Source organism: Paraburkholderia sp. GAS42, assembly GCF_050436565.1.
Classification (GTDB): domain Bacteria; phylum Pseudomonadota; class Gammaproteobacteria; order Burkholderiales; family Burkholderiaceae; genus Paraburkholderia.
The window spans coordinates 1-21,507 of record NZ_JBNDML010000026.1 but is presented as its reverse complement, the minus strand read 5'-3'; the positions used below and the strand labels follow the sequence as shown (position 1 = coordinate 21,507).

The 21,507-nt window shown below is 63.2% G+C and carries 23 protein-coding genes; 15 read left to right on the top strand and 8 right to left on the bottom strand.

The annotated features are described in order from the left end of the window. The first annotated feature begins 6 nt into the window (after nt 1-6). Genes mdcA through mdcH form a run of 7 tightly spaced genes read left to right on the top strand, consistent with a single transcriptional unit; the run spans nt 7 to nt 6,317 of the window. The gene (mdcA, locus tag P3T16_RS29565) at nt 7-1,713 is read left to right on the top strand and encodes a malonate decarboxylase subunit alpha (protein ID WP_429257249.1); all 1,707 of its coding nucleotides are present in this window, start codon (nt 7-9) and stop codon (nt 1,711-1,713) included. 31 nt (nt 1,714-1,744) lie between these two features. Then, nucleotides 1,745-2,677, top strand: a complete 933-nt coding sequence (locus P3T16_RS29560) for a triphosphoribosyl-dephospho-CoA synthase (RefSeq protein ID WP_429344949.1) — start codon at nt 1,745-1,747, stop codon at nt 2,675-2,677. After that, entirely contained in the window at nt 2,665-2,970 is a 306-nt protein-coding gene (locus tag P3T16_RS29555; protein ID WP_429257247.1) for a malonate decarboxylase subunit delta, read from the top strand. Before P3T16_RS29560 ends, P3T16_RS29555 begins: the two co-directional genes overlap by 13 nt. Next, complete coding sequence (locus P3T16_RS29550; RefSeq protein WP_429344948.1) at nt 2,967-3,845, top strand: biotin-independent malonate decarboxylase subunit beta; 879 nt, start codon at nt 2,967-2,969, stop codon at nt 3,843-3,845. Before P3T16_RS29555 ends, P3T16_RS29550 begins: the two co-directional genes overlap by 4 nt. Further along, complete coding sequence (mdcE, locus tag P3T16_RS29545) at nt 3,842-4,657, top strand: biotin-independent malonate decarboxylase subunit gamma (RefSeq protein ID WP_429344947.1); 816 nt, start codon at nt 3,842-3,844, stop codon at nt 4,655-4,657. Before P3T16_RS29550 ends, mdcE begins: the two co-directional genes overlap by 4 nt. Beyond that, nucleotides 4,657-5,379 (top strand): malonate decarboxylase holo-ACP synthase, encoded by a 723-nt coding sequence (locus tag P3T16_RS29540; RefSeq protein WP_429344946.1) that lies wholly within the window; start codon nt 4,657-4,659, stop codon nt 5,377-5,379. The genes mdcE and P3T16_RS29540 overlap by 1 nt, the downstream gene beginning before the upstream one ends. After that, nucleotides 5,379-6,317: a malonate decarboxylase subunit epsilon gene (gene mdcH / locus P3T16_RS29535; protein ID WP_429344945.1), complete on the top strand. Its 939-nt coding sequence runs from the start codon at nt 5,379-5,381 to the stop codon at nt 6,315-6,317. The genes P3T16_RS29540 and mdcH overlap by 1 nt, the downstream gene beginning before the upstream one ends. A gap of 19 nt (nt 6,318-6,336) precedes the next feature. Here the strand turns inward: mdcH and P3T16_RS29530 are convergent, their stop codons facing one another. From P3T16_RS29530 to P3T16_RS29505, 6 genes are all read right to left on the bottom strand, one after another. Beyond that, nucleotides 6,337-6,657 (bottom strand): type II toxin-antitoxin system PemK/MazF family toxin, encoded by a 321-nt coding sequence (locus P3T16_RS29530; protein WP_429344944.1) that lies wholly within the window; start codon nt 6,655-6,657, stop codon nt 6,337-6,339. Then, nucleotides 6,651-6,899 carry an AbrB/MazE/SpoVT family DNA-binding domain-containing protein gene (locus P3T16_RS29525; RefSeq protein WP_429257241.1) on the bottom strand — a complete coding sequence of 83 codons (249 nt, stop codon included), beginning with the start codon at nt 6,897-6,899 and terminating at the stop codon, nt 6,651-6,653. Before P3T16_RS29525 ends, P3T16_RS29530 begins: the two co-directional genes overlap by 7 nt. A 203-nt stretch (nt 6,900-7,102) precedes the next feature. Continuing rightward, nucleotides 7,103-8,218, bottom strand: a complete 1,116-nt coding sequence (yjfF, locus tag P3T16_RS29520) for a galactofuranose ABC transporter, permease protein YjfF (protein WP_429344943.1) — start codon at nt 8,216-8,218, stop codon at nt 7,103-7,105. Then, nucleotides 8,215-9,246 carry an ABC transporter permease gene (locus tag P3T16_RS29515; RefSeq protein WP_429344942.1) on the bottom strand — a complete coding sequence of 344 codons (1,032 nt, stop codon included), beginning with the start codon at nt 9,244-9,246 and terminating at the stop codon, nt 8,215-8,217. The genes yjfF and P3T16_RS29515 overlap by 4 nt, the downstream gene beginning before the upstream one ends. Continuing rightward, a complete protein-coding gene (locus P3T16_RS29510) occupies nt 9,243-10,829 on the bottom strand; it encodes a sugar ABC transporter ATP-binding protein (RefSeq protein ID WP_429344941.1) in 1,587 nt (528 codons plus the stop codon). The genes P3T16_RS29515 and P3T16_RS29510 overlap by 4 nt, the downstream gene beginning before the upstream one ends. A gap of 105 nt (nt 10,830-10,934) precedes the next feature. Next, a complete protein-coding gene (locus tag P3T16_RS29505) occupies nt 10,935-11,912 on the bottom strand; it encodes an ABC transporter substrate-binding protein (RefSeq protein WP_429257522.1) in 978 nt (325 codons plus the stop codon). Between the two features lie 292 nt (nt 11,913-12,204). On the opposite strand from P3T16_RS29505, the gene P3T16_RS29500 reads away from it, so the two are divergent. Continuing rightward, entirely contained in the window at nt 12,205-12,876 is a 672-nt protein-coding gene (locus P3T16_RS29500) for a lytic transglycosylase domain-containing protein (RefSeq protein WP_429344940.1), read from the top strand. Here the strand turns inward: P3T16_RS29500 and P3T16_RS29495 are convergent. Next, nucleotides 12,839-13,429 carry an alpha-ketoglutarate-dependent dioxygenase AlkB family protein gene (locus tag P3T16_RS29495; RefSeq protein WP_429344939.1) on the bottom strand — a complete coding sequence of 197 codons (591 nt, stop codon included), beginning with the start codon at nt 13,427-13,429 and terminating at the stop codon, nt 12,839-12,841. The two genes, P3T16_RS29500 and P3T16_RS29495, sit on opposite strands and share 38 nt — an antisense overlap. 130 nt (nt 13,430-13,559) lie before the next feature. On the opposite strand from P3T16_RS29495, the gene P3T16_RS29490 reads away from it, so the two are divergent. Next, a complete protein-coding gene (locus P3T16_RS29490; RefSeq protein WP_429344938.1) occupies nt 13,560-14,144 on the top strand; it encodes a malonic semialdehyde reductase in 585 nt (194 codons plus the stop codon). A gap of 58 nt (nt 14,145-14,202) precedes the next feature. On the opposite strand, the gene P3T16_RS29485 is transcribed toward P3T16_RS29490, so the two are convergent. Further along, nucleotides 14,203-14,535: a hypothetical protein gene (locus P3T16_RS29485; protein WP_429257234.1), complete on the bottom strand. Its 333-nt coding sequence runs from the start codon at nt 14,533-14,535 to the stop codon at nt 14,203-14,205. 411 nt (nt 14,536-14,946) lie between these two features. Here P3T16_RS29485 and P3T16_RS29480 point away from each other — a divergent pair, with 411 nt between their 5' ends. The 6 genes from P3T16_RS29480 (at nt 14,947) to P3T16_RS29455 (ending at nt 21,329) form a co-directional block, all read left to right on the top strand. Beyond that, nucleotides 14,947-16,113 (top strand): metallophosphoesterase, encoded by a 1,167-nt coding sequence (locus P3T16_RS29480; protein WP_429257233.1) that lies wholly within the window; start codon nt 14,947-14,949, stop codon nt 16,111-16,113. Nucleotides 16,114-16,241: 128 nt separating this feature from the next. Continuing rightward, nucleotides 16,242-17,309, top strand: a complete 1,068-nt coding sequence (locus tag P3T16_RS29475; RefSeq protein WP_429257232.1) for an AI-2E family transporter — start codon at nt 16,242-16,244, stop codon at nt 17,307-17,309. A 533-nt stretch (nt 17,310-17,842) separates the two neighbouring features. Beyond that, nucleotides 17,843-18,550, top strand: a complete 708-nt coding sequence (locus P3T16_RS29470) for an MgtC/SapB family protein (RefSeq protein ID WP_429344937.1) — start codon at nt 17,843-17,845, stop codon at nt 18,548-18,550. Between the two features lie 136 nt (nt 18,551-18,686). Continuing rightward, complete coding sequence (locus P3T16_RS29465; protein WP_429257230.1) at nt 18,687-18,938, top strand: GlsB/YeaQ/YmgE family stress response membrane protein; 252 nt, start codon at nt 18,687-18,689, stop codon at nt 18,936-18,938. Between the two features lie 322 nt (nt 18,939-19,260). Continuing rightward, nucleotides 19,261-20,655, top strand: a complete 1,395-nt coding sequence (locus P3T16_RS29460) for a selenium-binding family protein (protein WP_429344936.1) — start codon at nt 19,261-19,263, stop codon at nt 20,653-20,655. 5 nt (nt 20,656-20,660) lie between these two features. After that, complete coding sequence (locus P3T16_RS29455) at nt 20,661-21,329, top strand: hypothetical protein (RefSeq protein WP_429344935.1); 669 nt, start codon at nt 20,661-20,663, stop codon at nt 21,327-21,329. The last annotated feature ends 178 nt before the right edge of the window (nt 21,330-21,507 follow it).

The window sequence follows — 21,507 nt, the reverse complement described above, 5'->3', positions numbered from 1 at the left end:
CCGCCGATGAACCAGCGAGCCGCAACATCACCCGTGTCACCGCCTTCAACTCCGGCCGCTGCCGGCGGCGCCGCGCCCGCCGCGCGCTCCTGGACCACGCGTCGCGACGAAAAGAACCGTCGGCTCGCCGCTGTTGCCCCGTGGCTGAAGGACGGCGTTCTACCTGCGGAGCGCATCATCGATGCACTGGAAACGCTGATCTGCCCTGGCGACCGCGTCGCGCTCGAAGGCGACAACCAGAAGCAGGCCGACTTCCTGTCCCGTTCGCTGGCGAAGGTCGATCCGCAGAAAGTGCACGACGTGCATCTGCTCATTTCGACGATCAACCGGCCCGAGCATCTGACGCTCTTCGAAAAAGGCATCGCGCACAAGGTCGACTTTTCGTTTGCCGGACCGCAAAGCCTGCGCGTCGCGCAACTGCTCGAAGATGGCCAGCTGGAGATCGGCGCGATCTATACGTACGTCGAGCTGTATGCGCGGATGTTCGTCGACCTGACGCCGCACGTCGCGCTGCTGTGCGCGGAAAAAGCCGACCGTCACGGCAATCTCTACACCGGCCCGAATACCGAAGACACGCCGACCATCGCCGAAGCCGCCGCGTTCCGGCATGGCATCGTGATCGTTCAGGTGAACGAGATCGTCGATGAACTGCCGCGCGTCGATATTCCAGGCTCGTGGGTCGATGTCGTCGTCGAGGCGGACCGGCCGTTCGCCGTCGAGCCGCTCTTCACGCGCGATCCGCGTCACATCGGCGATCTGCAGGTGCTCACCGCGATGATGGTGATTCGCGGCATCTACGAGCCGTACGGCATTACGTCGCTGAATCACGGTATTGGATTCGATACCGCCGCGATCGAACTGCTGCTGCCTACGTACGGCGAATCACTCGGCCTCAAGGGCAAAATCTGCCGAAACTGGACGCTCAATCCGCATCCCACGCTGATCCCCGCGATCGAATCGGGCTGGGTCGAGAGCGTGCATTGCTTCGGCAGCGAAGTCGGCATGGAGCGGTATATCGAAGCGCGGCCCGATGTGTTCTTTACTGGCAGCGACGGCAGCCTGCGATCGAACCGCGTGCTCTGCCAGCTGGCCGGGCAATATGGCGTTGATCTGTTCATCGGCTCTACGCTGCAACTCGACGCTGACGCAAATTCATCGACTGTCACACGCGGCCGGCTCGCGGGCTTCGGCGGCGCGCCGAACATGGGTCACGATCCGCGCGGACGACGTCATTCGAGCGAAGCGTGGCTCAAGCTGCTAAAAGACGAGGGACCGGTTTCGCGTGGCCACAAGCTCGTCGTGCAGCTGGCGGAGACGTACAAGAAAGGCGGCGAGCCCACGTTCGTCGATGAACTCGACGCGATCGCGGTCGGCCAGAAAAGCGGCATGCCTGTCGCACCGGTGATGATCTATGGCGACGACGTCAGTCACGTCGTCACCGAGGAAGGCATCGCGCATCTGCACAAGGCGGAAGGCGTCGAAGAACGACGCGCGGCGCTCGCTGCAGTCGCCGGCGTAACGCCAGTCGGCCTGCGAGCGAAGCGTGAGAAAACCGACGAACTGCGCCGCCGCGGCATCGTCGCGTATCCCGAAGATCTCGGCGTCCGGCGCGGCGAAGCGAAGCGCTCGTTGCTGGCTGCGCGCAGTATCGACGATCTCGTCACGTGGTCGGGCGGGTTGTACGCGCCGCCGGCACGCTTCAGAAGCTGGTGACGTGATGGGGGCCATCAGCAGCAGTGCCTTGATGCCCGCGCGCGCTGTCCGTCGTAGTGCGAAGTGCGACGATAACACGCGGCGCGCGTTGCCGCCGCTTTCCGACGCCCAGCTGGCCGCGTACGCCGTGACCGCGCTGATCGAGGAAGCGCAACTGACGCCGAAACCCGCACTCGTCGACCGACGCGGAAGCGGCGCGCATCGGGATCTCGATCTTGCGACAATGATTCGGTCGGCGAACGCGCTCGGACCGACATTTGCCGCGCTCGCCCGCGTTTCGCGCGGACGTGTGCCTTCCGCGACGTTGCGCGCTGAACTGGCGCAGATCGGTCGCGCGGGCGAGCTCGCGATGATGCAGGCCACCGGCGGCAGTAACGCGCATCGCGGCGCGATCTGGATTCTCGGGTTGCTGGCGGCGGGCGCGGCGATTTGTGGAGATGAGGCCGCGCAGGCCTCATCGATTTGCGAATCCGCCGCGCAGATCGCGTGCTTTCCCGACCGCTTTGCCGCTCCTGTCAGCGAGAGCCACGGGGAGCGTGTGCGCCAGCGTTATCACGTCGGCGGCGCGCGGCGGGAAGCGCAGGATGGCTTTCCACACGTGATCGACATTGGCCTGCCCGCGCTGCATCGCGCGCGCGCCGATGGCATCCCGGAAAACGCGGCGCGCATCGACACCCTGCTTTCGATCATGGTGTCGCTTGACGATACCTGCCTGCTTCATCGCGCCGGGCTGCCGGGTCTTGCCGCCGGCAAGCAGGGCGCGCGACGGGTACTCGCATGCGGCGGCAGTGCCTCACTGCCTGGTCGCATGGCGCTCGCCGCGCTCGAAAGCGAATTGATGACACTCAACGCATCGCCCGGCGGCTCAGCCGATCTGCTCGCCGCCACCCTCTTCATCGACACACTCATTCAACGCGACGCCAGCGGAATCACCAGCGGGAGTGCTGAACCATGGAACATCTGACTTTCGACTATCCGGCGCGACGCGCTGTCACGACACGCGCGCACGTCGGCGTCGTCGGCTCGGGCGATCTGGAGGTGCTGCTGTCGCCGGCCGATACGATGAGCGCGCATGTGATCGTGCGTACGAGCGTCGACGGCTACAGCCACATCTGGAAGCACGTGCTCGACCGGTTTTTTTCGCGCTACGACGGCGCGGCGCAGATCGAGATCAACGATTTCGGCGCGACGCCCGGCGTTGTCGCGCTGCGACTCGCCGAAGCCATCGAGGAAGCCGGATCGGGAGATGCCGCATGAGCACCCTTGAAACAGCTGTTCCCGCGCTGCTGCACGAAAGCTTCATCGAGTTGTCCGCGCGCGAACGTGCGCGTTCATTGCTCGACGCCGGCACGTTTCGCGAACTGCTCGGCCCGTTCGACCGTATCGAATCGCCGTGGCTGCCGATGCAGGGCATCGTCTGCCAGGCCGATGACGGCGCGGTGATCGCGCGTGGCACGATCGACGGCCAGCCAGCGGTCGTTGCCGCGATCGAGTCGGCGTTTCAGGGCGGCAGCATCGGCGAGGTGTCGGGCAGCAAGATCGCGGGCGCGCTTGAACTGGCGCTGCGCGACTGCGAGCGCGGCCGGATCGTGCGGCCCGTCGTGCTGTTCGAAACCGGCGGCGTGCGATTGCAGGAAGCGAACCTCGGGCTCGCGGGAATCGCCGAAATCCAGGCCGCCATTGTGGCACTGCGCCGGCATGTGCCCGTGGTCGGCGTGATTGCGGGCATGGTGGGCTGCTTTGGCGGGATGTCGCTGGCGGCGGCGTTGTGCTCATATCTTGTGGTGACGAAACAGGGACGCCTCGGCATGAACGGCCCCGAAGTGATCGAGCAGGAAGCCGGCATCGAAGAACTCGACGCCAGCGACCGGCGCCGCATCTGGCAACTGATCGGCGGCGAGCAACGCGCGGCGGCCGGGCTCGCCGATATCCTCGTTAGCGACGACGCCACCGCCGTGCACGATATCGTGCGCCAGGTGTTTTCGCGCGGTGTGCCGGCTGCGCATCGCAGCGAAGAAGTGGACACGTATCTCGCAAGGCTCGCTGATATCGATCCGGCTACGGTCTCGCCTGAATCGATGCGCGCTGTCTTCCGGGCAACCGCCACGGCCGGCCAGAAGGAGGACGCATGAACGACACGTCACTGACACGCGGTGCGCGCTGGTTCCGCGCGCTCGCTGGCGAACCGGTGACGGCCGCGCCCGTCTGGAGCGCCGACGCATTGCTTGGCGATGAAGCCGCGCGCTTTATCGCGGTGGTGCCCGATCCCATGAACCGTTTTCCCCGCGCGACCGATAACGTCGTCGGGCTTGAACAGGGATGGCTGCTGGCGCGTGCTGTGCGCGAGACGATCGCAGCGGATGCTCACGCGGGCACACGCAGGCCGATCGTCGCGATCGTCGACGTCAAAAGCCAGGCGTACGGCTATCGCGAAGAGATGCTCGGCATCCACCTGGCGTGCGCGGCGGCCGTCGATGCGTATGCGTCCGCACGCGACGCCGGCCATCCTGTCGTCGCGCTGATCGTCGGGCCGGCGATGTCCGGTGCGTTTCTCGCGCACGGCTATCAGGCGAACCGGATCGTCGCACTCGACGCGCCCGGCACGATGGTCCACGCGATGGGCAAGGACGCCGCGGCACGCGTGACCCGGCGCACCGTCGAGGAACTCGATGCGCTCGGCGAGAAGATCGTGCCGATGTCGTATTCGATGACTTCGTTCGCAAAGCTGGGTCTGCTCGATCAGTTGATCGAAGGGATCGACGCCGATGCGCCCAATGAAACGCAGATCGAGCGCGTGCGTCAGGTCCTGGTCGAGTCGGCTCGCGCCGCGCGTGACGGAGCGCGTGATCTGTCCCACCGGCTCCAGTCCGACACGGCGAAAGCAACACGTGCGGCATCGATCGAAGTGCGCCGGCGACTGGCCGAACAGTGGGATGCGACCTGATGCGTATCTGCACCGCGCCGCCGTTTTCCAGCGAAACGGTTGACGAAACGACTCGCGACGCTGCCGGTCCGGCCGGCAACGGAACCGCGCGTTGGCATGCACACGACCTGCTGAGGTTGCGTCACCTGCGCCACTTCGACGGCGAGCCGGCGTGGGTGCGCGATGCGTTTGCCCACGCGCCCTTCGCTGTCGTGCGACGCGCACAGGCCGCAGCAGGCTTCGTTGCGATCGGCATGCGCGGAACCCGTCGAGCCGAGCGCTACGGCACGTGGGCGCAGGCCTTCGACGTCGAAGCCACGATCGCGCCCGAAGATCTGGTCGATGCTGCGCCTCTGTCGGACCGGCGCACGCTGCCCGCCTTCATCGCGCTGACGGCATTGCAACACGACGCGGCGAACCTCAAACGGTTTGTGTGGGGACCGGCTGGCAGCGTCGGCTTCGAACTTGCGACCCACGTGCCGACCGTTACCGCGTCGAGCGATCTCGATCTGCTGATTCGCGCACCGGCGAGCTTGCCCAAAGAAGCCGCGGTCGCCTTGCTGGCCGAACTGCAGCTGCACGCGGAACGCGAAGGCATTCGCATCGATGCGCAACTCGAAACGCCTGCTGGCGGGATCGCGCTCGCTGAACTTGCAGCCGGAAAGGCGCACGTGATGGCGCGGCATGCGCAAGGCCCGTGCCTCGTCGCCGATCCGTGGTTCGTCAAAACGGACGATGCCTGATGCCTGCCTTTGTATTTCCCGGCCAGGGCGCGCAGCAGGAAGGCTATCTGCGCCGCCTGGCGGGGCACACATCGGCAAACGAGACGTTTGAAGAAGCGTCAAACGCCCTGAACACCGACGTCCTGACGCTCGACACAGCCGAAGCGCTCCGCTCGACCGTTGCCGTGCAGATCGGGCTCGTTGTCGCAGGTGTCGCGACCGTGCGCGCACTCGCGGCCGAACACCTGACGCCGGATGTCAGCGCTGGCCTTTCCGTCGGCGCGTACCCAGCGGCGGTGAGTTGCGGCGCGCTGGCTTTCGACGATGCCCTTCGCATGGTGCGCAAGCGCGCCGAGCTGATGGAAACCGCGTATCCGTCGGGTTACGGCCTGGCAGCAATAAGCGGGCTGACCGAGCATGAACTGGAAAAGCTCGCCGCAGACCACGCGAGTGAAGGCCGAACGCCGGTCTATATCGGAAACGTCAACGCGCCACGTCAAATTGTGATGGCCGGCGCCAACGATGCACTCGACGCGTTCATCGAGCGTGCGCGTGCCGCAGGTGCCCGCAAGGCGACACGGCTTGCGGTCAGCGTGCCCTCGCACTGCAAACTGCTTGCACATGCGAGCGATGAACTGCTCGATTTCGCCAGAGACATTCCGTTTCGAGCGCCCGTCAGCACGTATGTTGGGAACCGCGGAGGCCGGCCATTGCACACGCCCGAAGCGATTCGCGACGACCTCGCCACCAACATGCGTTACACCGTGCGGTGGTTCGATGCGCTAACTGTCATGATCGAAATGGGGACACGCGTTGTGGTCGAGGCCCCGCCGGGACAGGTACTGACCGACATCACGCGAGAAGCCTTCCCGGAGGTATCCGCGCTCGCGGCGAACACCATCGCGTTCGAACGACTTGCTGAAACGCTGCGCCGACGCATCGAAGCCAGCGACCGCTGACGCACAGTGCGCCCTCGCGCTACTCCAGAAAGATTTCCTGCAACGTCGACAACGCGTTCGACAGCGCCAGTTCCGACACCACACCCGCTTTCTTCGCAAGCCGCGTCTTGTCGACCGTGCGAATCTGGTCGAGCAGCACAAGACCCTTCTCGCGCTGAAACGTTAGCGGCACACGAAAGGGCGCGGGCTTGCCACTGGTGGTCATCGGCGCGACGATGACCGTGCGCAGATGGTCGTGCAACTCGGCCGGTGAGACCACCACGCACGGTCGCGTTTTCTGGATTTCGCTACCGATGGTGGGATCGAGCGCGACCAGCCAGACTTCACCCCGCGCTACCACACGAGCCCCGCGTCGTCCGCGTTTGGAAACTCGCCCATCACGAGACTGTCGTTGCCCGACGCAGCGAGCGCCCGGCTCGCCTCCGCCCAACCCGCACGCACCTTCTGCTTTGGCCGGCGCAACACCAGCGCATCACCTTCTACCAGCATTTCCACTTCGTCCTCCAGTCCCAGTTGAGTCAAGATCGGTTTCGGGATCAGTACGCCATGCGAATTACCCATTTTGCGAATCGTCGTTTTCATGGCGTCACCCGGAGTGGAAATGCTATGCGGTTAAAGGCGGCATGTAAATACAATGTTGGTACATTCTAGCACGGCAAATGGCATAGGATGAATCTCATGCCCAGTGGCTCCCGACAAAAAGAAGAGCCCCGCATCATTCATCGAATGATCGCGGGGCCGCTCATTCCAGCGCGATGCCCACAGCACCAGAAAAGACCGTCTGGTTACGGCCCAGCCTTCTGCAAGCCGCCCATCGCATCCGGCCTGGAACCGGAGTCAGCGCCCGTTTCTTCGCGCGACGAATGCACGCGCCTGCGATCCACCGTCGCGACCGCACCCGTCCCGCCAGTCCGTCGCGCGCCGCGCGCATGGCGCTCGATCAACCGCTGCAGCAGGCAGAACGCACATAGCAGCGCGCCGATCACGATGCGCGTCCACCACGAACTGAGCGTGCCGTCGAAGGTGATCAACGTCTGGATCGTGCCGAGAATGCCAACGCCGAAGAGTGAACCGATCACATAACCGACGCCACCCGTCAGCAACGTCCCGCCGATCACCGTTGCGGCGATCGCGTCGAGTTCCATGCCCTGCCCCTGCAGGCCATATCCCGACAGCACGTAGAACGTGAAGACCGCGCCGCCCAGCGCCGAACAGAATCCGCTCAGCGCATAGACGCCGACTTTCGTACGCGCGACCGGCAAGCCCATCAGTAACGCCGAGCGCGCATTGCCGCCGATCGCGTAGACGTTGCGCCCGAAGCGCGTGAAGTGCGCGATAAAGATGGCCGCGACGAGCGTCGTCATTGCGATCAGCACGTTCGCGCTCACGGACCCTGTGCCGATTTTCAGCCGGTACGCGGAAATAGCCTTGAACGTCGGATCGCTGATCGTGATCGATTGCGTCGTGATGAGAAAGCACAGGCCGCGCGCGAAGAACATGCCCGCGAGCGTCACGATGAACGGCTGCAGCCGGAAGAAGTGGATCAGCGCGCCCTGCACTGCACCGAACAGCGTGCCCATCACGAGCACGATCGGCAGAATGATCCACACCGATAGATGCGCGCGTTCGGCAAGCACGGCTTCGACAATCGTCGTCAGCGCGACGACCGAACCCACCGACAGATCGATGCCGCCGGAGACGATCACGAACGTCATACCGATCGCGACAATCAGCAGAAACGCATTGTCGACGAGCAGATCGAGCAGCACCTGCCACGAGAAGAAGCCCGTGTACATCACCGAACCGAAGCCGAACAGCGCGCAGAAGAGCGCGATCGTCACCGCAAGCGGCAAGGTGCGTGGATCGAAAATGCGGATGAAGGCAGCTGAAAGGCGGCTCATCGCGCCACCCCGCGCTGTGTAACCAGCGTCATCGCCATCGCGCGTGCGGACGGCGACTGGATCACGCTCACCGCCAGCACGACCGCCGCCTTGACGACGAGCGTCGCTTCGGGCGGCACGCCGATCGAATACGTCGTGTACGTAAGCGTCTGGATGATCAGCGCGCCGAGCACCGTGCCCGCCAGACTGAACCGGCCGCCAAGCAGCGACGTGCCACCCAGCGTCACCGCGAGAATCGCATCGAGTTCGAGCAGCAGGCCGGCATTGTTGCCATCGGCGCTGCGCACGTTCGAGCTGATCAGGATGCCCGCCATCGACGCCGTCAGCCCCGAGAATCCGTACACCGCAAACACAATCGCCTTCGAGCGCAGACCGACCAGCCGCGTCGCAACCGGATTCACGCCGATCGCGCGGATGAAAAGCCCGAGCGCCGTGCCTTCGACAAGAAGCGCCGTCGCCAGCACGGCGGCCGTCGCAACCCACACCGAAAACGGGACGCCCAGCAGATAGCCGCCGCCGACGAACAGATAGCCCGGCGCGCCGATCGGAATGATCTGGCCGGCCGTCAGCAGTTGCGCGACGCCGCGTCCGGCGACCATCAGGATCAGCGTGGCGATGATCGGCTGCATGCCGACGAACGACACCAGGAGGCCGTTCCACATCCCGCTCAGTACGCCCACGACAAGCGCCGCGCACAGCGCCTGCGCGACGAGCGCGGGCGTCGGCACCGCGTTGCTGGCGAGCGTCGTGGCCGCCGCCGCGCCCGCGATGGCGACCACAGCGCCGACTGAAATATCGATGCCGCGCGTCGCGATCACGAGCGTCATGCCGGTCGCGACGAGCACCAGCGGCGCCGCGCGATTCAGGATATCGATCGGTGCGCCGAACAGGTGACCGTCAAGCATGCGTATCGACAGGAAATTCGGATTGACCCACAGGTCGAGCAGAAATAGCAGCACAAGCGTCACGCAAGGCCAGACGAGCGGTCGTTCGGCGCCTTCGCGCCCGAGCCAGTTTGGTATTTTCATTCGGCGCTTCCTGCGATGAGTCGATAGATGTCGTCTTCGTTCGAGACGTTGCCAGCCACTTCCGCGATCTTGCGACGGTCGCGCAGCACCGCGACGCGATGGCTCACGCGCACGACCTCGCTGACTTCCGACGAGATGAACAGAATGCCCAGCCCCTTGCCGCACAGCGCGAGCATCCGGTCCATGATGTCGAACTTCGCGGCGACGTCGATGCCGCGTGTCGGCTCGTCGAGAATCAGGATTTTCGGATCGGTGGCGAGCCAGCGCGCGAGCAACGCTTTCTGCTGGTTGCCGCCCGACAGCAGACCGATCGGCTGCTCTGCGTCGGACGCCTTGATGCCGAGGCGCTCGATCCATGTGTCGGCGATTTCGCGCGCGCGGCGCCGGCTGATCTTGCGCAGCCAGCCGCGCTTCGCCTGCAGCGCGAGCAGGATGTTTTCGCGGATCGACAACTCCGCGACGATGCCCTCCTTCTTGCGGTCTTCGGGGCAATAACCGATGCCGTGACGCACCGCGTCGTGCGGCGAACGCAGCCGCACCGTGTGGCCGTCGATCGTGATCGTGCCGCTATCCGCGCGATCCGCGCCGAACAGGAGACGCGCTGTCTCCGTGCGGCCAGAACCAAGCAGGCCGGCGAGCCCCAGAATCTGGCCGGGTTGCACGTCGATATCCAGCGGCTGGATCGTGCCGCGCCGCCCGACGCCACGCAACTCGACGAACGGCGGCACCGTTGCCTTATCCGCCGGACCTTCGCGCGCGGCCTCCTTCAGACGCGTGCTCATCCGCTCATGCCCGACCATCTTCGACACGAGCCGGTCCGCCGACAGATCGCGCGCAAGATACTCACCTTCGCGCTCGCCGTTGCGCATCACGGTGATCCGATCGGAAATCGCGTACGTCTGCTCGAGAAAATGCGTGACGAACAGGATCGCGATGCCCGATTGCTTAAGATTCCGTAGTATTTCGAAAAGCTGTGCGACTTCGCCGTCGTCGAGGCTCGACGTGGGTTCGTCAAGAATCAGCACGCGCGCATCGACGGAAATCGCGCGCGCAATCGCCACCATCTGCTGCACGGCGATCGGGTACGCGTCGAGCGACTTCGTGACATCCAGCGAGACGTTCAGACGCGCAAGCGCCGCCTCCGCGCGCCGCCTGATTTCAGGCCAGTCGATACGACCGAACCGCTTCGGCTGCCGGCCCGCGAAGATGTTCTCCGCCACCGACAGGTTCGGACACAGATTCACTTCCTGATACAGCGTGCGGATGCCCGCGGCCTCCGCTTCCTGCGGCGATGCGAACTGCACAGCTGCGCCGCCAAGGTGGATCTCGCCGCCGTCGGGCGCCACAACGCCCGTGAGCACATTGATCAATGTCGATTTGCCCGCGCCGTTCTGCCCCATCAGCGTGTGAATTTCGCCGGGATAAAGACGGAAGTCGACGTTCTGCAGGGCCTTTACGCCTGGAAACGTCTTGCTGATGCCTCTCGTTTCGAGCACTGGCGCGCGTTCGCCCGCGGGCGCTCCATGGACGTTGGGCGCCGGGCGGGCGTTGGGCAATGCTGGTTCAGGTGTCGGATGGGCCATAGACCTTTGATGGTCGGTTGAAAAGACGCCGTCCGTTGTCGCAGCAACGGACGGCGTTGAGGCACCACACTGGAGAAACTGGCTACAACGCGTTCAAAGGCGCGATCAGTATTTACGCGTCGGGAGCGTCTGCGCCGCGACGCTCATCGGGAATACGGTCTCCTCAGTCAGAATGCGCTTCGGCAAAGGCTTGCCGGCCACCACGTCTTTCACGGCCGACATCAGTTGCGGTCCGAGCAGCGGGCTGCATTCCACATCGACGTTCATCTTGCCCGCCGCCATCGCCTGGAAGCCGCCCTTCGTCGCATCGAACGAAACGACGATCACATCCTTGCCCGGATGCATGCCGGCTTCCTCCATGGCCTGGATTGCACCCAGCGCCATGTCGTCGTTATGCGCATAAACTAAATTAATTTTATTTCCATAAGTTTTGATAAACGCTTCCATGACCTGTTTGCCACCGGCCAGCGTAAAGTCGCCGCTTTGGGACGCGATGATCTTGAATTTCGGATCGTTCTTGATCACTTCGAGCAGGCCGGAATGGCGGTCATTCGCCGGCGCGGAGCCGACCGTTCCCTGCAGTTCGGCGATGTTGACGGGGCCTTTGTCGTTTTTGTAGTGATCTGCGATCCAGTGGCCACCGCGCCGCCCTTCTTCCATGAAGTCCGAACCGATCATCGTCACGTAGAGCGACGTGTCTTTCACGTCGATGTTGCGGTCGGTCAGGATCACGGGAATCTTTGCGGCTTTTGCTTCAAGCAGCACAGGTTCCCAGCCCGATTCCACGACCGGCGAGAACGCAATCACGTCGACCTTCTGCGCGATATACGAACGGATCGCCTTGATCTGGTTTTCCTGCTTCTGCTGGGCGTCGGAGAATTTGAGGTTGATTTTCGCGTCCGCGGCGGCGGACTTCACCGATTCGGTGTTGGCCGTGCGCCAGGCGCTTTCGGCGCCCACCTGCGCGAAGCCCAATGTGATCTTCTTGTCTTCTGCCTGCGCGCTGAAGGCGGAGAGCGTGAGGGCGCCCGCGCCCACGCAGGCCGCGAGTGTGCGCAACGCGGTGCGTCGTGAAATGGTCATGACTGTCTCCTGATCTTTGTTCTGTATAGGTTGCCCCCGCCTGTTGGCCGCGCCAGATGGGGACGAAACCAAGCGTAGTGGCTCCCTCCCGAAGCGTCCAATCATTTGATTTGCCGAACCCATACCAGTTTTGATATGGAGTGGCCCGCTGCAACGCACGAAGCGGGATCGCGACTCGCAAGAAATCGTGCCCGCTTGTTTACGTTTTCCTGATACCGCCACCCGATGTCTTTAGACGCTCCCTACAACGGGCACGCTAGTCTTGCATCACCCTGGCTTTGTAGTGATATCGATGGACATGATCAGTCATCCGGTGAGCAGGACCGTCGGTGCGCTGTGCGTCGCGCTGACGCTCGCAATGGCTTCAGGCGCGAGCCGCGCCGCGGCCACCAGCGGCAGCAACGACAACGGCGACGAAGCGGCGCGAGCCAGGCACGTGAGCGTCGTCCGGATCCTCACCGGGCAGTTTCGGGTGACGGAAGCACGCGCGGAACATATCGTCGACGCGGTCGAGCGGACGGCCGGGAAGCTGCGGGTACCGATGTCGCTGATTCTGGCGATCATCCAGACCGAATCGAGCTTCGATCCGCACGCGACGAGTTCCGCGGGCGCGATCGGGCTCATGCAGGTCATGCCGGCAACACAGCGAGACACCGCGCCGCGCACCGACATTCATGATCCGGATGGCAACATCTACGTGGGAACGTCGATCCTGCGGCGCTATATCGATCAGGCAGGTGGCGACATGGGCGCGGCGCTTAACCGGTACAGCGGCGGCACGCACGGCTACGCGCGGCGGGTGCTCGCACGCTGGCACTACTTCAGCGATTTCGCGGATCCGGGTACGCCCGCTCCGGCCCACGCTGCGACGCTGGTTCTGCGGGTCACCACCGCAGAACCGGCAGCGGAGCTCGCCGGCCCGGCAGTTATCCGCGCGGCGTCACAAAGCGAAACGTCAGATTGACGCGCTCGCCCTCTACGCGAAGTTCTTTCGGCACACGATGCCGCCATTCCGCCTGTGTCCGACCGCGCATCACGAGCAGGCTTCCGCCTTTAAGCGCATACGACTGCACGACACCCGTCCGGTTGTGCTTCAGATCAAACGTGCGCGCGACGCCCAGGCTCACCGACGCGATCACCGGCTGCGCGCCGAGTTCGGGTTCGCGATCGGCATGCCAGCCCATGCTGTCGTTACCGCTTCGGTAGCGGTTCAACAGCACGCTGTTAAAGCGCACGCCACTGGTCGCTTCAGCGGCGGCCTTCAGTTCGGCCACAGCGGGCGTCCACGCGTCAGGCACGTTGCGGATGCCCGAGTACACGTAGACAGCATCCGGCTCGCCCTGCCACGCGGTCAACCGTGGCAACGGCACGCGGCCAGCGGGCGTCATCATCGTGTCCTGCTTCCACGCGACTTCGTCGACGATGCGCGCGAGCGCGACCGACGCGACCTCGGGCGAAAGCCACTCGGGATACCAGTCGACGTCAGGTGCGGGAAGATCGTTGAAGAGGTCGGGCATGTGTGCATTTCCGGTGAACGCGTCACCATCGATCCGTCAAAGAGAAACCATCGTTATTATGAATGCCGAAGCGGGGTGCATCATCCGCCACCTTGCGCTTTCATCCCTTTTCTATCTCGCGGGGTTTCCCATGACGCTCTCAAACGAAGCACTCGATCAGCTGTTTCGCACCGCTCGCACGCACAACGCCTGGCTGCCGAAACCCGTCGACGACGCGCTGCTCCTGCAAGTCGTCGAGCTCGCGCTGCTCGCGCCAACATCCGCCAATTCGAGCCCCGGGAGGTTCGTGTTCGTGAAGACGCCCGAGGGCAAGGAAAAACTCCGTCCCGCGATGGCGCCCGGCAATCTGGATAAAACGATGGCGGCGCCGGTGACGGTGATCGTCGCGATGGATATGGCGTTCTACGAGCATCTGCCGAAACTGTTCCCGCAGGCCGACGCGCGCAGCTGGTTCGCCGGTAACGATAAGCTCATCGCGGACACCGCATTTCGCAACGGAACGCTACAAGGCGGCTATCTGATCATGGCCGCGCGGGCGCTGGGTCTCGACGCCGGTCCGATGTCCGGCTTCGATCAGGAACGGGTCGACGAGGCGTTCTTCGCCGGCACAACGCTGAAATCGAATTTCCTGATCAATCTCGGCTACGGCGACGCGTCGAAACTGTACCCGCGCAATCCGCGCTTCACGTTCGACGAAGCCGCGAAGTTCGTCTGAGATTTTCGACCGGATGCCGGCGCGATGTGTCCGTATGGATGGGCGTGGCGCGAGGCATTCAGGCGAAAAGCGCCACATAGAAAACGATCGTGCCGATCAGGGCGCCGACAAAACAGAAACCCTCTTCTGCCTCGTCGCCATTTGAGCGCAACCACGCGCCCACGACGCCGAAAAATCCGGCGATGCCCAGTGCCACGCACACCATCACCACGTCGAAAAGCGCACTTCGGCCGAGCTCGGAAAACTCGATCTGCCGCACGCCGAAATACAACGCGAGCGCCATCACCGAGAGCACCACAAGCGGCAGCATCACATGGCTGCCTTCGTGGCCGACATGATGCACGCGGTGGCCCGTGTGGCTGTCGTGAGCGACAGTCCGTGTCGTTTTCATCATTCGTCTCCCATATCGCTCTCTGAAGCCGGCGATAGATCGAACCATGACCGTCACCGGTTTGGACCGCCTCGGCGCTGGAAGAATCCGGCCCCCGAGACAGAAAACGCGATCAGCAACGACACGGTTCAATTTGAGAATAGTCGATCTCCATACGCAATTCAAAACCTGTTTAGTTCATTGCTGGCGGCAAGTTTCAACGGCCCGTGCACATGCTGCGATGCACGAAATCCAGCGTACATGGCGACATGCGCGCCAAGCCTTTGACGTTTTCGCCAAAGGCCGTTCTGCAGGCCGCCGGCACCCCTCTCAAACTCTCGGTAGAATGGTTTGCCTGCCCGCCGTTTCGTCTCCGGGCGCTGCCGCGTTCCTTCAGCGCCGGTTGCTTCCTTCCGCGTCAACTACCCCTCTATGCGCCGATCATTTTCGTTTCTGGCTCGCATCATCTTCATCGGTATCCTGCTGCACATTTATGTCGGCTTTCGCCTGATTCCCGACCTGCCGGTTGGCACCACGTGGCGTGTGCTCGCCGCCCTGTGGCTTGTACTGTCGGTGTTTGTGATTCCGCTCGGGATGCTCGCGCGAACCATCGAGCAACAGCCGCTCGGCGATCGCCTCGCGTGGATCGGCCTGATGGGCATGGGCTTCTTCTCGTCGCTGCTCGTGCTGACGTTCGGGCGCGATCTGTTGCTCGCCTCGCTGCTGACTATCGACGCGATCTGGCCGCACACCATCCCGCTCGCGGTATGGCGCACCGATACCGCGGCAGCCGTGCCGCTGCTCGCGTTGCTTTCGACGGCAGTCGGTCTTTTCAATGCGCGCCGGCGCGCACGCGTGGTCACGATCGACGTGCCGATCGACGACCTGCCCGCTGCGCTCGACGGCTTTACGATCGTCCAGATCAGCGATATTCACGTCGGCCCGACCATCAAGCGCAGTTACGTCGATGCGATCGTCGATGCGGTCAACAAGCTCAAGCCCGACCTGATCGCGGTAACGGGCGACGTGGTCGACGGCAGCGTCGAACAGCTTTCAGATCACACGCGCCCGCTGTCGCGGCTAAGCGCATTGCACGGCGCGTATCTCGTCACTGGCAATCACGAGTACTACTCCGGTGCGCATGCATGGATCGATGAGTTTCGCCGGCTCGGCCTGACGGTGCTGATGAACGAGCACGTCGTCGTTGAACACAGGGGCGCGCAGGCGATCATCGCGGGCGTGACCGACTTTTCCGCGGGACATTTCGATCCTGCACATCGCAGCGATCCGGCCGCCGCACTGACAGGCGCGCCCGGCGACGTACTGATCCGCGTGCTGCTCGCGCACCAGCCGCGCAGCGCGGAAGCCGCCGCTGACGCCGGCTTCACGCTGCAACTCTCGGGGCACACGCACGGCGGGCAATTTTTCCCGTGGAATTTCTTCGTGCGACTTCAGCAGCCGTTCACAGCGGGCCTCGCGCGCATGAACGGCCTGTGGGTGTACACGAGTCGCGGCACCGGCTACTGGGGCCCGCCAAAGCGTCTCGGCGCGCCGTCCGAAATCACGCGCGTCCGGCTCGTACCGGCTGAAGGCATCTGACATGCCCTGCCGGCTGCCATGGCCGGCCGCATTCCGCGTCTGGTCACCGGGCTTCGTCGTGGTACGCCCGGCTCACTGCCGTGGTAAAACTCGTGCTGACGCAGCATCGAAAGGATGAAAACCGGATCATGGATGGCAACAAATCACTGCATCAAACGTCGTTTTACCTGCTCCTGTTTGCGGTGTCCGTTGCGCTATGTTTCATCCTCGCGCCGTTTTTCAATACCATCTTCTGGGGCAGCATTCTCGCCCTTCTCTTCCAGCCCGTGCAGCGCCGTCTGCTGATCAGGTTTGGCCGTCGCCGCAATCTCGCGGCGTTCACGACATTGCTGCTGTGTATCGTAATCGTGATCCTGCCCTTGACGCTGGTTGCCGGCACGCTCGTGCAGCAAGGCACGCTTGTCTATGGCCAGATGAAATCGGGCAACCTGAACTTCGGCAATTACTTCGACCACGTCGTGCACGCGTTGCCGGCTTCCGCGCAGCGTTTGCTCGATCAGGTCGGGCTCACCGACATCTATGATCTGCAACAGAAGCTCACCGCGGGGGCAGCGCAGATCAGCCAGTTTCTCGCGGGCCAGGCGTTGAGCATCGGACAGAACACGCTGCAATTTCTGATCAGCTTCGGCGTCATGCTCTATCTGCTGTTTTTTCTCGTGCGCGATGGGCGCGAAATATCGCGCCTGATCCGCGAAGCGATTCCGCTCGACGAAGACCGCAAGCAGCATCTGGTGCGCAAGTTCACGACCGTCGTGCGCGCGACCGTCAAGGGCAACGTCGCGGTGGCGCTCATTCAGGGCGGCCTGGGCGGTATCGCGTTCTGGTTCATTGGCATACAGGGCGCGCTGCTGTGGGGCGTGATGATGGCGTTTCTGTCGCTGCTGCCCGCGATCGGCGCGGCGCTGATCTGGGGACCGGTGGCGATCTATTTCCTGCTGACCGGCGAACTCGCGAAAGGGATCGGGCTGATTGCATTCTGCGCGATCGTGATCGGCATGGTGGACAACGTGCTGCGCCCGATTCTCGTCGGCAAGGATACGAAGATGCCCGACTGGGTCGTGCTGATCTCGACGTTAGGCGGCATGGCGATGCTGGGCATCAACGGCTTCGTGATCGGGCCGCTCGTCGCCGCGCTGTTCATGAGCTGCTGGGATCTTTTCACGCGCGACAAGCATGGCGCGTCGATCGAAGAGTGATGAATGCGGTCGCCGCGAAACCGGCCATCGCGGTGCTAGGGGTTCTCCGGCGGGTGCGGCTATTCGCCGGGTTGCGGTCAACCCGCGATGTCCTGGCGCGCTTCACGAATACTTTTCCGGACAGGTTGACCTGCCCTTGTGCAAAAGCCTAAAATCCGCCCATTCTTTCGAAAAGGAAGCCATCGTGGACAGTAGTTCGAGTCGACCCTCGATCCAGCCGACCGCCTGACGGCAAGACCTCCGCGCCAGCTTTCCCCTGCCGCCGTCTTGCCCTCCTGGCAGACGGTGCGCGTCACCTTCATCCTCGTGCACTGTTTTCAGTCTCCGCGGCCTGCCGCGGGGCGGTTGCTTTTTTGCATCGCGAGCCTGTGTTTCCGCTCGCAAGCATCGCTACACAGACGTTGATCGCGCCATTTCGCGCAACTGTCACGTGTTTCGTTCAACCTGCAAGTTTTGCCCGCGCATCCTTCGCCAGCCATACGCATTGGCCGGGTAGCGCGCGCGGGCAAGCATGAACCGTCGTAATCAAACTGATGACATTCGATCTTGTCCTGCGGCTGCTGGCCGCTTTCGCCTGCGGCGTCGCGATTGGCCTTGAACGGCAGATGCGCCAGCGCAATGCCGGCCTGCGCACCATTACGCTCGTCGCAAGCGGCGCGTGTCTCTTCGTCCTGCTCGGCGTGCTAACGGGCAATGGCACAGCGGGCGTCACGCAGATTGCCGCCTATGTCGTATCCGGCGTCGGCTTTCTCGGCGGCGGCGTGATCATGCGCGACAAGGGCTCCATTCAGGGCATCAATACGGCCGCGACGCTGTGGTGCTCGGCGGCCGTTGGCGTGCTGTGCGGCGCCGGGCACTATGGCCCGGCGCTGGCCGGCACGGTCATCGTCCTGCTTACGAATACAGTCCTGCGGGAAGTGAGCCGGATGATCAATTCGACACCGGTGTCGAATGCGGATCTCGTGCGCGAGTACGCGCTGACCGTCGTCTGCCGCGAGGACAACGAGATCCATATCCGTACCGTGCTTTCGAACTCAATGTATTCGACGCCGCTGTCATTCCAGAGTCTCACAAGCGAGGATGTCGCGGATCAGGCCGGCCGCATTCGCGTCACGGCAACGCTGAAGCTGCACCCGAAAGATCAGCCAAAACTGGAACTGATGGCGAGCCGCATCAGCATGGAGAAAAGCGTGTCGAGCGTGAGCTGGGTCGCGAACGAGGCGGAACCGACACCCGAATAAAACTGTGCAGTTGCCGCGAATCGAGGCAACTGTCGCGCAGATTGTAAATTTTCGCCTCAATGATGGACGCGTTATGACGCGTCGACTAAGCTCCGCCAGCGTGATTGTTCGCGCTTAAAACATAGGAGTCCATTATATGGAACATGGCATTCTTGCCTGGCTGATCATTGGTGCGGTCGCAGGCTGGCTCGCCGGCCTGCTGGTGAAAGGCGGCGGATTCGGATTGATCGTCGACATCATCGTGGGTGTTGTCGGAGCGTTTATCGGCGGCTGGCTGGCCGGAGCGCTCGGTATTTCCCTCGGCGGCGGATGGATCGGTTCGATCGGCACCGCGGTGATTGGCGCCGTTGTGCTGCTCATTGTCATCCGGCTGATCAAACGGGCGTAAATCTGGCAGCGGTCGACGGATATGCGTCAACGTCAGGCGATCCGGGTCGCCTGACCTTTACGTCTCCGGTGTTGCCGCCGCCGACGTATCGCGCTGGTCTTGTTGAAGCCCGCTCCGGCGAATCAATCGCGATGCCGCGCGATGCAGTGTGCTGCATTGCAGCGTGCGCGGCCCCAACACACAGAATCGCCGCGCAAACTATGAGACTGGCGCATCCAATGAATTTGCTTATTGGATATCGAGCTTTACCGATCGTCTGGAGGGGCTAAAGTTCATGTGTGTTGTCCCATCGTGCTGACTGTCTGGCACTCGGAGGAACGCCATGGGCATCTGGAAGCCGGATCCGAGCTTTTACCCGTCACCCCGTCTTGCCGCGCAGGCGCCGCCCGAAAAGCTCGCGTACGTCGCGGCCTTCGACCCCGATCGCAACCTGCCGGACGCGATCGAAGTCGTCGACGTCGATCCCGATTCGCCAAACTACGCCAGCATCGTCGGCACGCTGCCGATGCCGAATACCGGCGACGAACTGCATCACTTCGGGTGGAACGCGTGCTCGTCGTGTCTGTGTCCCAATGCGCCGCATCCGCACACTGAGCGGCGCTATCTGGTCGTACCCGGACTGCGCTCATCGCGCATCTACATCGTCGATACCAAGGCCGATCCACTGAAGCCGAGCATCGCCAAAATCATCGAACCGGAGACGATCGCGGACCGCACCGGCTACACGCGACCGCATACGGTCCACTGTGGCCCAGGTGGCATCTATCTGACTGCGCTGGGGAATGCCGACGGCGGCGCGCCAGGCGGGGTTTTTCTGCTGGATCCGCAAAGTTTCGAGCCGCTGGGGCGCTGGGAAGTCGACCGCGGACCGCAACAACTCGCCTACGACGGCTGGTGGCATCTCGGCTACGACACGCTTGTGACGAGCGAGTGGGGAACGCCCGACACCTTCGAAAACGGGTTGATTCCCGAGGTCCTGCTAGGCGCGCGATATGGTCGCCGGCTGCACTTCTGGGACCTCACGCGCCGCAAGCATCTTCAGGAAATCGATTTCGGTCCTGAGTATCAGCTCGTTTTCGAACTGCGTCCCGCGCACGATCCGACCAGGGCATATGGCTTCGTCAACTGCGTGATCAGCCTGAAGGACCTGTCGTCGTCAATATGGGTCTGGTACCGCGACGGGAACGCATGGGCCGTGCGCAAGATTATCGACATTCCCGCTGAGCCAGCCAGTGCCGACGTTTTGCCGCCGGTGTTGCAGTCGTTCGGCGCTGTGCCCCCGCTCGTGACGGACATCGATCTATCAATGGACGATCGCTTTCTCTACGTTTCCTGCTGGGGAACGGGCGATCTGATGCAATACGACGTATCTGATCCATTCGCGCCGAAGCAGGTGGGCAAAGTGCGAATCGGCGGAATCGTGTCGCGCGCGGCTCATCCTGCCGCACCGGAGAATGCGCTGAACGGTGGTCCACAAATGGTGGAGATAAGCCGCGATGGCAAACGCGTCTATTTCACGAACTCGCTCTACGGCGCGGTCGACCCGCAGTTCTATCCAGAGGGAATCGACGGCTGGATGGTTAAACTCGATGCTGGCGCCGATGGCGGTCTGACATTCGATCAAAAATTCTTTCTTGAATGGCCAGCAGGACATCGTCCGCATCAAATCCGGCTGCAAGGCGGCGACTGTTCTTCGGATTCATACTGCTACCCGTAACATCGATGAATCTTTCGACGTCCCCGTGGTGGATCTGGGCTGTCGTCGCCGGACTGGGGACGTTTCACGGACTCAACCCCGCGATGGGATGGCTGTTCGCTGTCGCACTCGGCCTGTATCGACGAAGCCGACGGGTGGTGCTCCTGGCGCTGATTCCGGTTGCGCTAGGTCACGCGATGGCGGCTGCATGCGTGCTCGTCGCGGGCCTCTCGTTGAGCATGACGATCGACCATCATATGTTGAATCGCGTGTGTGGCGTGATATTGATCGGATGGGCTGCGTGGCACGCGTTACGCGGCCATCGAATGCGTTCTCGCGTCGGCATGCAAGCCGGGTTCGTGGGACTGACCGCCTGGTCATTCGTCATGTCGAGCGCGCATGGCGCGGGATTGATGCTGATTCCCGCGCTCCTGCCGATCTGCAATGGCCTTTCGGATGGTTCGGCAGCAACACTTGCCGGCACGCAGATCCTTTCAGGTGTCCCGCCCGTTGCCGCGGTTGCGGCTGCCGCCCTGGCCGTTCACACGGCTGCGATGCTGCTCACGACCGGCATCGTGTCATTGCTGGTCTTCGACCGCTTCGGTGTGGCGTGCCTGCGAACGAAATGGGTGAACGTGGATCTGGTATGGACAGCGTCACTGGCGGGATGCGGGGTGATACAGCTCGGGCTTTAACGCGGGCAGTCTGCGCACGTGGAATACGCAGTCTGCGGGAGCGGCCGGATGGCGGGCGGGTGGGTCGGTGGCGGGCTTTTTGGGGGCGGTAAACGCAGAAACCCCACCTTTGTGGGGTGGGGTTTCTGTTGCTGCTGGGGAGCCTGACGATTACCTACTTTCACACGGGCAATCCGCA

What these genes read in the sequence shown, in the direction of transcription:
- mdcA (WP_429257249.1), top strand. Translation starts at nt 7, where the DNA reads ATGAACCAGCGAGCCGCAACATCACCCGTGTCACCGCCTTCAACTCCG.
- P3T16_RS29560 (WP_429344949.1), top strand. Translation starts at nt 1,745, where the DNA reads ATGCCCGCGCGCGCTGTCCGTCGTAGTGCGAAGTGCGACGATAACACG.
- P3T16_RS29555 (WP_429257247.1), top strand. Translation starts at nt 2,665, where the DNA reads ATGGAACATCTGACTTTCGACTATCCGGCGCGACGCGCTGTCACGACA.
- P3T16_RS29550 (WP_429344948.1), top strand. Translation starts at nt 2,967, where the DNA reads ATGAGCACCCTTGAAACAGCTGTTCCCGCGCTGCTGCACGAAAGCTTC.
- mdcE (WP_429344947.1), top strand. Translation starts at nt 3,842, where the DNA reads ATGAACGACACGTCACTGACACGCGGTGCGCGCTGGTTCCGCGCGCTC.
- P3T16_RS29540 (WP_429344946.1), top strand. Translation starts at nt 4,657, where the DNA reads ATGCGTATCTGCACCGCGCCGCCGTTTTCCAGCGAAACGGTTGACGAA.
- mdcH (WP_429344945.1), top strand. Translation starts at nt 5,379, where the DNA reads ATGCCTGCCTTTGTATTTCCCGGCCAGGGCGCGCAGCAGGAAGGCTAT.
- P3T16_RS29525 (WP_429257241.1), bottom strand. Translation starts at nt 6,899, where the DNA reads ATGAAAACGACGATTCGCAAAATGGGTAATTCGCATGGCGTACTGATC.
- yjfF (WP_429344943.1), bottom strand. Translation starts at nt 8,218, where the DNA reads ATGAGCCGCCTTTCAGCTGCCTTCATCCGCATTTTCGATCCACGCACC.
- P3T16_RS29515 (WP_429344942.1), bottom strand. Translation starts at nt 9,246, where the DNA reads ATGAAAATACCAAACTGGCTCGGGCGCGAAGGCGCCGAACGACCGCTC.
- P3T16_RS29510 (WP_429344941.1), bottom strand. Translation starts at nt 10,829, where the DNA reads ATGGCCCATCCGACACCTGAACCAGCATTGCCCAACGCCCGCCCGGCG.
- P3T16_RS29505 (WP_429257522.1), bottom strand. Translation starts at nt 11,912, where the DNA reads ATGACCATTTCACGACGCACCGCGTTGCGCACACTCGCGGCCTGCGTG.
- P3T16_RS29500 (WP_429344940.1), top strand. Translation starts at nt 12,205, where the DNA reads ATGGACATGATCAGTCATCCGGTGAGCAGGACCGTCGGTGCGCTGTGC.
- P3T16_RS29495 (WP_429344939.1), bottom strand. Translation starts at nt 13,429, where the DNA reads ATGCCCGACCTCTTCAACGATCTTCCCGCACCTGACGTCGACTGGTAT.
- P3T16_RS29490 (WP_429344938.1), top strand. Translation starts at nt 13,560, where the DNA reads ATGACGCTCTCAAACGAAGCACTCGATCAGCTGTTTCGCACCGCTCGC.
- P3T16_RS29485 (WP_429257234.1), bottom strand. Translation starts at nt 14,535, where the DNA reads ATGAAAACGACACGGACTGTCGCTCACGACAGCCACACGGGCCACCGC.
- P3T16_RS29480 (WP_429257233.1), top strand. Translation starts at nt 14,947, where the DNA reads ATGCGCCGATCATTTTCGTTTCTGGCTCGCATCATCTTCATCGGTATC.
- P3T16_RS29475 (WP_429257232.1), top strand. Translation starts at nt 16,242, where the DNA reads ATGGATGGCAACAAATCACTGCATCAAACGTCGTTTTACCTGCTCCTG.
- P3T16_RS29470 (WP_429344937.1), top strand. Translation starts at nt 17,843, where the DNA reads ATGACATTCGATCTTGTCCTGCGGCTGCTGGCCGCTTTCGCCTGCGGC.
- P3T16_RS29465 (WP_429257230.1), top strand. Translation starts at nt 18,687, where the DNA reads ATGGAACATGGCATTCTTGCCTGGCTGATCATTGGTGCGGTCGCAGGC.
- P3T16_RS29460 (WP_429344936.1), top strand. Translation starts at nt 19,261, where the DNA reads ATGGGCATCTGGAAGCCGGATCCGAGCTTTTACCCGTCACCCCGTCTT.
- P3T16_RS29455 (WP_429344935.1), top strand. Translation starts at nt 20,661, where the DNA reads ATGAATCTTTCGACGTCCCCGTGGTGGATCTGGGCTGTCGTCGCCGGA.